The organism is Flavitalea sp. (assembly GCF_035489435.1).
Lineage (GTDB): Bacteria > Bacteroidota > Bacteroidia > Chitinophagales > Chitinophagaceae > DATHKG01.
In genome coordinates this window covers 143,909-157,317 of the sequence record NZ_DATHKG010000020.1, presented here as the reverse complement: position 1 = coordinate 157,317, position 13,409 = coordinate 143,909, and the positions used below count along the sequence as shown (strand labels likewise).

The following is a 13,409-nucleotide window of genomic DNA, read 5'->3' as shown; positions in this document are numbered from 1 at the left end:
CATAACTCATAACTCATAACTCTATTGAATCCATCGTTCAAAAAATTCAAATGTTCTCAACATCTGATCGATTCTTTGCCTGTTGTCTCCGCTTCTTGTAAGCTCATGCGTGCCATTAGGATGCCGGACATATTCCACCGGACGGCCCAGTACTTTCAGGCTTCTGTATAACATTTCACTCTGTACAAAACCGGTACGACGGTCATTGTCACCATGAAAAATCAGATAAGGAGTCGTGATAGCTGCAACATAGCTGATGGGAGATTCTCTTTGAAGCAATTTCTGAACTTCCGGCTGCCAGGGATATCCACCAAAATAATTTGGCACCAGGCGCCATGCATTTCCTTCACCAAAGAATGTCGCAAGATCGTACACACCGCGTTGCGAGCATGCGGCTTTAAAACGTTTATCGTGTGAGATGATCCAGGCGACCAGGTAACCGGCATAAGAACCACCACTGACTACCATCTTTGAAGTATCAATCCAGTTTTCTGAAACTGCCTTGTCTAATGAAGTGAGCACATCGCTGGTTGGTCCAGCGCCCCAGTCGCTCACATTTGCACGAAGAAAATCCAGGCCATAGCCACCGGAACCACGTGGATTACAATAAACAACGCCATAACCCTGGCTGCAAAAATACTGGAACTCATGCCACATACTGGCCTCGCCGGGCCCCCACATTGCAGATGGCCCGCCATGAATGTTTAAAAGAACCGGGAATTTCTTTCCGGCTTCATAACCGGCAGGTTTCATAGTCCAGTATTCAATAGTCAGGCCCTTTTCATTTGTAAAGGTTTTCTTTTCAGGAACAGAAAGTTTTTTTGTCTTCACCCAGCTGTTGAAACTACTTAATGGCTTAACAACCTTCATTTCTATATCAGTCAGGTAAACCTCACCTGGATTTGCAACTTCTGTTTTTGCAAAAACTATTTTATCTCCGGAAATATCATAGCTGGAAATGCCTGCATTATAATCACCGAATTGCTGAACTTTTTTGGTCTTGACATCTACCCTGTATATTGGGGCACCACCATTTGACTGCGCACTGAAATACAGGAATTTTTCATCCTGGCTCCAGTTGAAATTGCTCTTATTACGATCGAAAGGAATTGTTATGATATCTTTCGCAGATCCATCGACAGGCATAATAGCCAGCGATGGTACCGATACAAATGATGTATTACCATATTGAAAGGCCAACCATTTGCCGGAAGGAGAGATACGTGGACTATTGAATGATTTACCTTCTTCACCTAAAATTTTTCGAAGGTTGTTTCCATCCACATCAGAGATAAAAATTTCGCTTTCGAGGGAACGGTCTGGGTGTTGAAGAGAATCAAGATCTCCTGAAAAAATAATATGCCGGCCATCCGGTGTAAAGTCTGCATTTGTAAATCTTGCAAAGCCTTTAGTTATAGGCCGCGGAACGGCTGCGGTGTCCGCATTCACTATAAAGATATGGGCGAAGTTCAGATCGGGTGAAACATTGGTTTCGCTTTGAAAGTTCAGTTTATTGATCACAACAGCTTTACGGTCTTTTTCATTATCGGCCAGCCAGGCCCTCACCTGGTCGAGGTTCCCGTCAGGATCCGCTTTAATGCGTGCATCTGTAAGTCCCGTGTTTTTGCTGAAGCCCGGCCTTTCAAGTGACCAGGCGGGCAAACCGTCTTTTACATTCAACACCGAATCCTTCAACATATCCCTGTATGATATGGAACCTGAAAACAGGATTTTTTTACCATCTGGCGACCATACAGGATTTGATGCGCCATAAGCATGTTTTGTGAGCTGGCGGGGCTCCCCACCTTCCATAGATAAAAGGAATAGTTGTGACTTTCCATCAACCGGCCGGGCAAATACCAGCTGTTTTCCATCTGGACTCCAGGCTGGTTGCGAAGCACCTTCGCTGGCCGTAGTCAGCTGGCGCGGAACTGAATTTCCATCTGTGGCGACAATATAAATCTGGGTGATATACTTATAATCAGCTTTGCTGGTAGGATCTGGTATGATTGAGTTCAATGTAAATGCAGCCTTGCTACCATCTTTTGACAATGCTATATTATCAGGTCTTTTGATTTTAAGCATATCAGTAACGCGCATCGGTTCAGTTCCGTTTTGTGCCTGCACAAATTGTAAAATGATCGTAAATAAAAACAAAGAACATATTTTTCTCATGCGATAGTTTTTGGAATTTCAATGTACTGAATTAATTGAATCGCAGAGTTCCCGACCGAAAATCACCGGTAAGATTTATTCTCAAACAAAAAACAGCTATAAATACTTATCTTAAATTAGATACAGGTAATCCTGATAAACATATTTTATACAGCTATATCCACTAAAAAGAAATAAAATGTTCGATAAGGAAACTTATATCAACAGGAGAAAACAACTTCAGCAAAAAGTAAACAAAGGTATTGTGCTGCTCTTAGGCAATCAGCAAAGCAGCATGAGTTATAAAGACAACTGGTATCCTTTTCGCCAGGATAGTTCCTTCCTGTATTTCTGCGGTATTGACCTGGCTGATCTTATATTGGTGATTGATATTGACAATGACAGGGAAATACTTTTTGGTAATGATGCTACGATCGATGATGTGGTTTGGCAGGGACCCCTCCCGGCTCTCTTCGAGCTTGCTGAGCAGTCAGGTATAGCACAAAGTGAAAAACTTTCCCGGCTGAAATCATATCTGCAATCAGCCAGGCCTTCAACGGTACATTACCTGCCACCCTACCGGCCTGAACATTATGACATCATAGGCGATTTGCTCGAGATACCTCACCTGCAAGTTGAATCAAAAAAATCCGTCGCGCTGATCAAAGCAATTGTATCATTGAGATCGATAAAATCCGAAGCTGAAATTGCTGAAATCGAAGCCGCTGTAAACATTACGAATCAAATGCAGCTGGCGGCGTTAAGTTCGGCAAAAGCCGGTGATACAGAAGCCCATATTGCCGGTCAGCTACAATCCATTGCTATAGCAGGCGGTGGTAATTTATCATTTCCAACTATATTGACCACAAGAGGTGAAACACTGCATATTCATTATACCAACAACCCGATAGTTCCGGGCAAAATGCTACTCTGCGATTGCGGAGCCGAAACGGAAAGGCATTATGCAGGTGATCTGACCAGGACTTTCCCGGTTGACCAGGCATTCACACAGGTTCAGAAAGAGGTTTATGAAATAGTGCTGAATGCTCAACAGGCTGCAGCAGCAGCGCTTAAACCAGGCGAACTTTATCGCAATGTTCATCTGCTGGCCTGCGAAAAACTGGTGGATGGTTTAAAACAGATTGGCCTGATGAAAGGCGATAGTCATGAAGCTGTTTTGAACAATGCACACACTTTATTTTTCCAATGTGGCCTTGGCCATATGTTAGGGCTCGATATCCATGACATGGAAAATCTCGGCGAGCAATATGTAGGTTATGATGAGACCATTACAAAAAGTAAGGAATTTGGGCTTAAGTCTTTAAGGCTGGCAAAGGCTCTTGAGCCAGGTTTTGTATTGACCGTTGAGCCAGGTCTCTATTTTATTCCGGCACTTATAGACATCTGGAAAGCTGAAAATAAACACATTTCGTTTATAAACTATGATAAGCTGGATCAATTCCGCTCATTTGGCGGGATACGTATCGAAGAAGATTTTGTTATCACTGAGACCGGGGCCAGGGTCCTGGGTGAAACGCTGCCCAAAGGTGTTTCCGAAATAGAAAGTTTCAGGAAAGACATCCTTCAGACTACACCTCTTATTGTGCCTGCATCAAGGATATAATAAGTTTGCAGTTCTGCTATTCTTCGTAGTGTAAATTAATTGTGCTACCTTAAATGTCAATGCATTTTAATATGCCTGGTTATTTTCTTCAACCCAGGTTTCATTTTAAGTATAGAAAGTCTTTTTCTACTAGCCAGGCTATTTTTTAATGAAAAATTGTATGCTCAAAAGCATATGATGAGGCACTAAAAATAAATTATAGCAGTGGAATAGTAATGTCGCTAAATAACAGCACTCATATTGCCGGACCGGCACCCCATGATTATGCTTTGCAGGTAAAAATCAGTTTTCAAACCTTACAGACTTACAAAAAGTATAAACAATGAGATGATATTGACAGACACTTATTTAAATCTGTCAAATATCTAAAATTGATTTTCACTGATCGTTTGCCAATCCGATCGCTAGCCATATTCACATTTACTCCTGATTATTCACTAAAAAATAAATAAATATGAAATGTCTACACTCCCGTTGCGTAAAGATGATTACAGCTTTCGCCTTATTTGTTTTGATATTTAGTAGTTGTGAGAAAGATAATATTCCTGATCAAAATTTTAATCTCGATGTGATTTTACGTGGAGGAAAAAGTGTGGGCTACCTTAAATTCAGGCAGAATCCTGATCCTGCAAAAGTGATTGATCTTGAGATTCCATCACATAAAAGTGTGATTTGATTAAACGGTAAGAAAAAAATCGTTTGCCAGGGTTATCTTGATTGGGCAAAAATCATTATAACAAATGTCCTATTGTTAAAAAGGGTTAAATAAAAATTGCAGATAGGGGTTATCGTCATTTCCCTTGTCATCTAATAAATTAACCTCAAATGATTGCAGCATTAATCTTTTGGTTCTTTAAAAAAGGGCTACCGATGTTAAAAGCAAGAAAGAGAAAAATCAACTTTCAATCAAACACCTCTTTACATGCGGGCTAATATTCTTTCGCTGATTTTAATTTTCTGTGCGCTGCAACTGCCCGCCCAGCAAAATATAAGTACTTATGTCGTACGCTATAAAGGTGAAGATATTGGTACGTTAAAGTTGCAGCAGACTGTAAGGGGCGATACCATTCATTACAGAATGACATCTGACATTAAAACAAGATTCATATTCAACATTCATGTGAAGTCTGTTGAAGAATCAGTATTTCAAAACGGCCGGCTGTTATATTCTGCGGTAAACCGCACCGTTAATGGTGATGAAAAGGTGAAGAAACAAACAAAGGCCGGAAACAAAATTTATACATTGTCGGATGAAGGAAAATCTGTTGTGCTCTATCAAGAAAGCATCGGGTATAACCTGATGAGAATGTATTGCCTGGAGCCCGTCAATATTTCAAAAGTATATTCTGATAATTATCAGAAATTTCTTCCGATAACAAAAATTAAGGCACACACTTACAAGGTGGTACTTCCGGATGGCAATTACAATTACTATTCCTACACGAATGGAATTTGCAGCAAAGTCGAAGTCTTTAATCCCCTGTATAATATGGAGATGAATCTGAGGAATTAATTCCCATCATTAAACCCACCACCAATGAAAATTTTTATCACGGGCGCCAGTGGATTCATTGGCGACCATCTTTCAAAAAAACTTGCAGATACCGGCCACGAGGTGCATGCACTCGTCCGCCATGAACTGCCTGTCCGCCAACGACACAAGGATATTTTATATTTTAAGGGAGATATAACCCAACCTGCAACTATTCAAAAAGCGATCGCAGGTTGTGAACAGGTTTATCATGTTGCAGGGTATGCCAAGCTTTGGGCCGCCCGAAGAAAAACATTTTACGATATCAATGTAACCGGTACCGAAAATGTTTTTGAAGCTGCTCTTGAAAACGGGGCTAAAAAAGTGGTGTTCACTTCAAGCTGTGCCGTATTTGGTCCTTCACTGAAGACGGCTCTAACCGAAACCGACCCACGAATAACGGCTTTTAATAATGATTATGACCTTTCAAAGTTTATTGCTGAAAATAGTGTTCGTGAGTATTGCAAAAAAGGTATAGAGGCAGTGATTGTAAATCCATCGAGGGTATATGGGCCTGGAATAAGCACTCATTCAAATATGATTACAAAAATGCTCTCGCGGTGCCTCCGGGGAAGATGGGTTTTTATGCCAGGCATCAAAAACGTAGTTGGCAACTATGCTTATATAGATGATGTTGTTCAAGGCCATATTAACGCTATGGCTATGGGGAAATGTGGTGAAAGATATATTGTAGGAGGTGAAAACTTAAGTTATGAACAGGTAATTGGCATAATAAGGCAGGAGATTAAAAGCGCCAGGCTGATTCCCCTTCCGGCAGGAGCAGTAAAGGCCTGGGGCTATATTGAACTGCTTAAATACCGGCTTACCGGCGCTGATCCAAAATTCACACCTGCCGCAGCTACGAGATACCTCCAGAATGCTGCATTTGACTGTTCAAAGGCTGTTAATGAAATCGACTATACAATCACTGGTTTCCGGGATGGAATCATCAATACCATCAACCAGATAAAAAAAACAATTTGACAAACTCATATTATACATTGATCACAGGGGCAAGTGAAGGACTTGGAAAATCTTTTGCCCTTGAATGTGCAGCCAGGAATCACAAACTTGTACTGGTTGCATTGCCAGGCCGGGAACTTCATCATCTTTCCGAATACCTCCATAAGAATTTCAACACAGAGGTAGTAGTGATAGAACAGGATCTTTCACTAGACAATAGTGCCGTGATCATTTTCAACAAGATCCGGAGCCTGGGAATTGAAATAAACATGTTAATCAACAATGCCGGTATTGGCAATACCAAATTTTTTGAAGATGAGAGCACCCAATTTTTTGAAAAACAAATCAGGATCAATGTCCTCGCTACAACAACACTGACACATCTGTTCGTTCCAATGCTAAAAAATAACAGCCCCGCTCATATCTTAAACGTAGGTAGTCTTGCCTGTTTTTTTACCATTCCTAAAAAACAGGTTTATGGTGGAACAAAATCTTTCATTTACTTCTTTTCAAAAAGTCTGCGCGAAGAATTGGCAGCACACAATGTAAACGTAACGGTTCTTTGTCCCGGTGGCATAAACACAAACGCTGCGCAGACAATGTTAAACAAATCAGGAAGCTGGATAAGTACAAGATCACTTATGAATCCGGAAGAAGTAGCACCACTTGCGCTGGATGGCTTATTCCGGAAAAAAGAAGTCATCATTCCCGGAAGATTAAACAAGCTATTTGTGTTTATGGATCGGATTATTCCGGTGATCCTGAAAAGATCTATTATCAAAGCACAAATCGGCAGGCTCAATGCTTATAAACCACCGGCAATGGTTAAACGAATTCCAGTTAGTATAGTTAATCCCGGCCGACCACAAGTTGGGCCCGTATAATCAATATAAGTATCTCACAAGGTGGGTCCGTATAGTCGATACAGGTAACTCAAAAGCTGGGTCAGCCTGGTCTGCACCACAACAATTGATACAGGTTTTTTCGCATTTCATACAAGATTGCGTATTTACACTTACTTATGTTAAAAAAAAATCCGTTTATTTAGCGGGTTATTTTCACCAGTTTACAACCATGCATTACCGTTACTATCGCATGGACACTGGCAACCCAATCAAATAAACCGTAGAAAATGAAAGTTCTCAAATTTACCGGAATCATCATCCTAATTCTTGTTGTGTTGGCATTCTCGGCTGGCCTTTATGTTAAAACTGCCTTGCCAAATACAGGCGAACCAAAAGATCTGAAAATTGAAAAAACAGAATCGAGGATCTTAAGAGGAAAATACCTGGCAAACAATGTTGCCGTTTGTATGGATTGTCACAGCAGCCGCGACTGGCAGATATATTCGGGTCCGCTTAAATCGGGCAATTTCGGTGGTGGCGGCGAACCCTTCAATTCAGATATGGGTTTTCCCGGTAACTTCTATGCACCAAATATTACTCCTGCTGCCCTTGGCCAATGGACCGATGGAGAAATTTTTCGTGCAGTCACTACCGGTGTGAGCAAAGACGGTCATGCATTATTTCCGATTATGGGTTATAAACGTTTTGGCAAGATGGATGAAGAAGACGTGCTTAGTATTATAGCTTATATAAGAACACTGGCCCCGGTTGAAAATAAAGTTGCCGCCTCCAAAGCAGACTTTCCTGTCAACTTCCTTATCAATACCATGCCGGAAAAAGCCGCATTCCAACCCAAACCTGCCAAAAGCGATAATGTTGCTTATGGTAAATATCTTGTAAATGTTGCCGGCTGTGTAGACTGCCATAGCAAAACGGACAAGGGTCAGATTATTGAAGGAACTGAATTCGGCGGAGGTATGGAATTCAAACAACCTGCTGGTATTTTACGTTCGGCAAATATTACATTCGATAATACAGGTATAGCATCGTGGACAAAAGAAGCTTTTGTAAAACGGTTTAAGACCTATACAGATAGTGCATATGTACCTGTTGTAGTAAAACCTGGCGAACTAAATACCCCAATGCCCTGGTCAATGTATGCCGGTATGGAACCTTCTGACCTTGAAGCTATTTATGATTTCCTCAAAACCAACAAACCCATCGTTCATAAAGTAGAGAAGGCAACAACGAACTGACCTCCCCTATTGTAGTGATTAGATTCAACAGTATAGGCTATTCGCGAACGCCGCCGCGGAAAGCATCTTTGCATAAGCAAACAACATCGAACTAATCACTACAATTTTAAAAAATGAAAAAGCTCTCCTTATTCCCGATCCTTCTCGTTGGCGTATTTATTACAAGTTGTAACAAAGATGATGATTACGACTATGAGAAGCCAGGCGGAGGTCATAACAATGTAACTGAATTAAAGGCAGCTGGCGACAGTTCAGCTATTATCGGAACAATTAACCAGTTTCGAAAGATCCTTGGTGATTCACTCAATGTTACACCGGGAAAAACTTCCGGCCGCCGCGAAGTAAACTGGGATGGTGTTCCGGCAAACCTTACAAATAATAATAATTTCCCGCTTGATTTCTTTAACCTGACAGATCCCGCTGGTGCAAACGCCAGGAAGCGTGGTTTAGCATACCTGGCAACAGGCTCACCATTAAGGCTTGACAGTAGTTCGTTCAAAGAAATCGATGCGAGCTATGCCACACAATTCATCCCATTCAGTCAGAAAAAAGCGATCATCTCTGCTAATTCAACAGTTTCTGAAATTGTATTTAAAGTAGCCGGTACTAATACTGATGCATCTGTACAGGGATTCGGAATCATTTTTTCTGATGTTGATGAAGCAAACTCAACAACACTCCAGTTTTTTAATGGCAATAAAGACCTCGGAACATATAAAGCACAGGCTAAACACGGTTCAGCCAATTTCTCTTTTCTGGGGATACATTTTCCAAATGATAAGGTAACAAGGATAAAAATTACGGCAGGCAATGGTGTTCTTGCGGCAGGCACAAAAGACGTTAGCAATGGCGGTAGTAAGGATCTCGTCGTTTATGATGATTTCTTTTACGACGAACCCAAACCACTTCAATAAAATTATTGTTGTGGTTTGTTTGGTAAAAATCTTCCTTCGGGAAGATTTTTTTGTTCTTTCTCCAACAACATGTGCAGCTTGTCTCCACAACAGTTGTGAATCCCCGTTTTTGGTGACAAGAAAGATGCGCCTGATTGTGAATCTTTGATATTCAAACCTCCATCATGAAAAAAACGTTCTTAGCACTTTTAACCCTTTCAGTGCTCTTTAATTCCTGTAAAAAAGATATGGTAGACGAGAACCCGGTGGTCATACAGGGCAATGGGTCCATCGAGGATGAGATAGATGCCTTTCGCCAATTACTCGGACCATTAAACAGCGGTTCTGCTACTACCAGCGGTCGCCGGGAAGTCAATTGGGATGCAGTTCCCGATAATCAACTTGGAAAGCCACTTCCAAATGATTTTTTTAACCCCACAGGACCTGGTGCACTCGCTGCAAGACAACGCGGGTTAGTTTATACCTCCGTGGCGGGTTCGTTCGTGGTAAGTAAATCAAATTTTGAAGACATCAACGTCCTGGCTGCCGGGAGTTTCAAACCATTCAGCGGTACCAACACTTTTGCCAACACATCAAGCTCGTTATGGGAAGTTGGTTTCCAGGTTCCAGGGCAGGCAACATCGGCCTCAGTCCGCGGTTTCGGTGCAGTATTCTCAGATGTCGATGTTCCCAACGAAAGTTATCTTGAATTTTTCAATGATGATAAAAGCCTCGGAAAGTTTTTTATTCCTGTTCATGATGCAAACTCCTCATTTTCATTCCTTGGTGTTCAGTTCAGGGCAAATCAGAAAGTAACCAGGGTTGTAGTTAGTCATCCCGGGATTCTCAGTGCCGGCCAGGCTGACATTTCAAACGGGGGACCCAAAGACCTGATTGTTCTCGATGATTTTTTATACAGCGAACCAACAATTCAACCCTAAAAAACCCCAAAAAAGATATTCGGGTAACAAATAGCCGGATGTTTAGGTAATTTTAATGAACAACCTATCCATGATGCGGCTGACCAGCATGTTATTTATAACTCTTTTGGTCTGCAATTTTGCGGGCGCGCAGCCGCCTTCGCTTTACTTTGAAAACATTACCACTCAAAATGGTTTGTCACATAATAAAGTGAACTGCATTATCCAGGACAAAAGAGGTTTTGTTTGGCTGGGTACAAACGATGGCCTCAACCGATATGATGGAACTCGTTTTACAGTTTTCAAAAATACACCGGGTACCACCACTACTATCTCCGGTAATATCATCACTGATTTGTTTGAGGATGATCAACAGATTTTATGGATAGCTACTGCAGATGGAGGACTAACCAAATATGACTACAGGCTTGAACCCGCAAAGCAATTCAGGCAGTTCAAAAATCTTCCCGGGGACTCCGTTTCAATTCCCGTTAATATTATCAACAAGATAGTCCAGGACACCGCAGGTTATCTTTGGCTTGCAACCAGCGGGTATTATGTACTGCGTTTCGACAAAAAAAAAGAGCGGTTCCTTAGCCCAATCAACAGTGGTACAAAAACTGTTCTGGCACTTACTTTAAGAGAACCAAATACATTATGGGCGGGAAGACAGGGAGGAGGTTTGTTATATATCAATACTGACAGGCTCACTTACTCAATGGATCCGCGATATAATGATCTTTATACAAAAACATTACCGCATGTAACAGTCTTATCGTTATTTACTGATAGCAAAAAGAATACCTGGTTCGGTTCCTGGGACAAGGTGTTATACAAGTATGATCAGGCATCGCGTTCTGAGATCTGCTATCAAAAAGATAACAGCGAATTTTCTTTTCAGAATGACGAGATACTCAGTTTTGCAGAGAGTAAGTCGGGCCTGGTATGGATGGGTGGCCGCACAAAAGGTTTGCATATTTATGATCCTGCAACAAATGAGTTTCGTAATTACGAGCATGACCCTTCAAAAGGCGGTAGCATCGCCGATAACCAGGTGAACTGCGTGTTTATCGATAAAACCGGACTAATATGGCTGGGAACAAACCTGGGCGTAAGTATCAGCAATCCATTACAACAACAATTCCGGCAACATTTTATCAGCAAAGCCCAAAATGACAATATCACCTTATACGACTTTTTCGAAACAGACTCGAATGATTTCTGGATAGGCACCAGCAAAGGAATCTATATCCGGAAAATCGGAGAGATGAACTTTGTTCTTAAACCGCTTATTTACAAGGGCAAAGAACTCGAAGTATCAAAGTTCTATAAGTCAAAGGCAGGTGATCTTTTTGTTGGCACAAACTACTCACTGTTTGTCATGGATCCGCACAAATTCACCCTTGGCTTATTAAAGAATACCGACAAAGACAGTGTCATAAACCAGATAATAAAATCACATATAGTATCTGTGGCCGAAGACAGCTACAATAATGAGCCTGTATTGATCGCCTCTCCATATGGTCATTTCCTCGCCTATTATTTTTGGTCGCGCAACAAGTGGGTCACCCGTCTTGATACCTCAATGAACATCCTGGCAAACTTCAATATCCGCGATAACCTTGTAAAAAAAATTTATAAAAGTCCAACCAGTGGAAGACTATACCTGGCCACAGCGAAAAATGGCATCGGCATCTGGGGGAAAAACGGCGAGCAGCAATTTACATTTTACAAAAACAACCCTTTAAGAAAAGATGGTTTGAGTAACAATGATGTCACCGATATGATAGAAGATAAAAATCAGCATCTCTGGGTTACAACTTATGGTGGAGGACTTCATTATTATGATACAAAAGCTGATACTGCGCACCATATACCTGAAAGCAACAACCTGCTGGAAGGGATACAACTTGATAAAAATGGAAAGGTGTGGATGATCAGCAATGGAAATCTTGATAAATACGATCCACAATCAAAGATCTATACAAGTTACCAGTTGCCCGACATTGAAAAGTCTGCCGGGGTACATGGAAAAATATTCCAGGATAAAGCCGGGAAATTTTATGTTGCCGGAAAAAATTATTTTATCGAATTCGACCCGTTGAAAGTCAACGAAAATCAGCCCCAGCTACCGGTTTATATTACTGATTTCAGGATATTCAACCAATCAAGCAATCATTTGCTGAATCATGAAAAAATAGGATTGGCATATAACCAGAATTATATCACTATTGAATTTTCTGCTCCAAGTTTTTCAAATAAAACACCTGTAGAGTTCCAGTACCAGCTTGCCGGATTTAATAATACCTGGGTTGACCTGGGAACAGAAAACAAAGTCAGCTTCTCAAATTTAGCCGGTGGCGACTATGTATTCAGGGTGCGGGCAACCAACCGGCCTGGCGTTTGGTATGAATACAAAAACCAGATAATGATCAGCGTTATCCCGCCATTTTATAAAACCTGGTGGTTTTACGCTTTCTGCACAGCTATATTTGCTGCCATCATATATGGCATCTATCGTTACCGGGTAAACGAAATTTTAAACCGACAGGCAATCAGGAATAAAATAGCTCAGGATCTGCATGACAACGTCGGTTCCACGCTTAGCAGCATTGGTGTTTACAGCCAGGTGGCTAAAATTTATAATGAGCAGAATAAAAATGATAAGCTTAAGGATGCGCTGGAAAAGATTAGCGAAACATCCGGCAACATGATCAGTGAAATGAGTGATATCGTCTGGACAATAAATCCCCGCAATGATAGTATGCCGGTGATGTTGCAGCGTATGGAATCTTTTGCCAAACCACTGCTGGCGGTAAAAGATATACAATTGCATTTCAAATATGATCCCGGTATCGAAAATCTTAACCTTGAGATGACCCAACGAAAAAATTTCTACCTCATATTTAAAGAAGCAGTTAACAACGCTGTAAAGTATTCATCCTGCAAGAACCTATATGTTGCGATACAGGTGCGGAATTTCAGGCTCGAGATGATCATCCGTGATGATGGGACCGGTTTTGAAATGAAGGAGATCAAAGAAACAAACCGGCACTCCTTATCCGGGAATGGACTTAAGAATATGTCAATGCGGGCAAAGGAACTGAAAGGCAGTTGTGAATTGTATTCGTCCAACGGAAATGGTTTAACTGTCAAACTGCAGTTCCCAATCACCTGATTAGGGGATATGTGTAACAGTTTATTAACAATACCTTCAATAAAA

10 protein-coding genes are annotated in these 13,409 nt (G+C 41.2%); 9 read left to right on the top strand and 1 reads right to left on the bottom strand.

Translation table 11 applies throughout. From position 1 onward, the window contains the following. Window positions 1-21: 21 nt before the first annotated feature. Window positions 22-2,175, bottom strand: coding sequence for a S9 family peptidase (locus VK664_RS03390; RefSeq protein WP_461397198.1), 2,154 nt, complete (start codon window positions 2,173-2,175; stop codon window positions 22-24). A 178-nt stretch (window positions 2,176-2,353) separates the two neighbouring features. Here VK664_RS03390 and VK664_RS03385 point away from each other — a divergent pair, with 178 nt between their 5' ends. The 9 genes from VK664_RS03385 to VK664_RS03345 all read left to right on the top strand — a co-directional run bounded on the left by VK664_RS03385 (window position 2,354) and on the right by VK664_RS03345 (window position 13,364). Further along, window positions 2,354-3,778 (top strand): aminopeptidase P family protein, encoded by a 1,425-nt coding sequence (locus VK664_RS03385; RefSeq protein ID WP_461397197.1) that lies wholly within the window; start codon window positions 2,354-2,356, stop codon window positions 3,776-3,778. A 454-nt stretch (window positions 3,779-4,232) separates the two neighbouring features. Further along, on the top strand, window positions 4,233-4,454 hold the full coding sequence (locus VK664_RS03380; protein ID WP_461397196.1) for a hypothetical protein: 222 nt from the start codon (window positions 4,233-4,235) through the stop codon (window positions 4,452-4,454). Window positions 4,455-4,700: 246 nt separating this feature from the next. Then, on the top strand, window positions 4,701-5,291 hold the full coding sequence (locus tag VK664_RS03375) for a DUF6134 family protein (RefSeq protein ID WP_461397195.1): 591 nt from the start codon (window positions 4,701-4,703) through the stop codon (window positions 5,289-5,291). A 24-nt stretch (window positions 5,292-5,315) separates the two neighbouring features. Further along, complete coding sequence (locus tag VK664_RS03370; protein WP_461397194.1) at window positions 5,316-6,293, top strand: NAD-dependent epimerase/dehydratase family protein; 978 nt, start codon at window positions 5,316-5,318, stop codon at window positions 6,291-6,293. Then, on the top strand, window positions 6,290-7,156 hold the full coding sequence (locus VK664_RS03365; RefSeq protein WP_461397193.1) for an SDR family NAD(P)-dependent oxidoreductase: 867 nt from the start codon (window positions 6,290-6,292) through the stop codon (window positions 7,154-7,156). Before VK664_RS03370 ends, VK664_RS03365 begins: the two co-directional genes overlap by 4 nt. Window positions 7,157-7,404: 248 nt before the next feature. Further along, window positions 7,405-8,373, top strand: coding sequence for a c-type cytochrome (locus VK664_RS03360; protein WP_461397192.1), 969 nt, complete (start codon window positions 7,405-7,407; stop codon window positions 8,371-8,373). Window positions 8,374-8,486: 113 nt separating this feature from the next. Continuing rightward, window positions 8,487-9,287, top strand: coding sequence for a hypothetical protein (locus tag VK664_RS03355; protein ID WP_461397191.1), 801 nt, complete (start codon window positions 8,487-8,489; stop codon window positions 9,285-9,287). Window positions 9,288-9,451: 164 nt separating this feature from the next. Next, entirely contained in the window at window positions 9,452-10,207 is a 756-nt protein-coding gene (locus VK664_RS03350) for a hypothetical protein (protein WP_461397190.1), read from the top strand. Window positions 10,208-10,262: 55 nt separating this feature from the next. Then, window positions 10,263-13,364 (top strand): ligand-binding sensor domain-containing protein, encoded by a 3,102-nt coding sequence (locus VK664_RS03345; RefSeq protein WP_461397189.1) that lies wholly within the window; start codon window positions 10,263-10,265, stop codon window positions 13,362-13,364. The last annotated feature ends 45 nt before the right edge of the window (window positions 13,365-13,409 follow it).

Coding starts and splice junctions, on each gene's coding strand:
- VK664_RS03390 (WP_461397198.1), bottom strand. CDS start 2,175: ATGAGAAAAATATGTTCTTTGTTTTTATTTACGATCATTTTACAATTT.
- VK664_RS03385 (WP_461397197.1), top strand. CDS start 2,354: ATGTTCGATAAGGAAACTTATATCAACAGGAGAAAACAACTTCAGCAA.
- VK664_RS03380 (WP_461397196.1), top strand. CDS start 4,233: ATGAAATGTCTACACTCCCGTTGCGTAAAGATGATTACAGCTTTCGCC.
- VK664_RS03375 (WP_461397195.1), top strand. CDS start 4,701: ATGCGGGCTAATATTCTTTCGCTGATTTTAATTTTCTGTGCGCTGCAA.
- VK664_RS03370 (WP_461397194.1), top strand. CDS start 5,316: ATGAAAATTTTTATCACGGGCGCCAGTGGATTCATTGGCGACCATCTT.
- VK664_RS03360 (WP_461397192.1), top strand. CDS start 7,405: ATGAAAGTTCTCAAATTTACCGGAATCATCATCCTAATTCTTGTTGTG.
- VK664_RS03355 (WP_461397191.1), top strand. CDS start 8,487: ATGAAAAAGCTCTCCTTATTCCCGATCCTTCTCGTTGGCGTATTTATT.
- VK664_RS03350 (WP_461397190.1), top strand. CDS start 9,452: ATGAAAAAAACGTTCTTAGCACTTTTAACCCTTTCAGTGCTCTTTAAT.
- VK664_RS03345 (WP_461397189.1), top strand. CDS start 10,263: ATGAACAACCTATCCATGATGCGGCTGACCAGCATGTTATTTATAACT.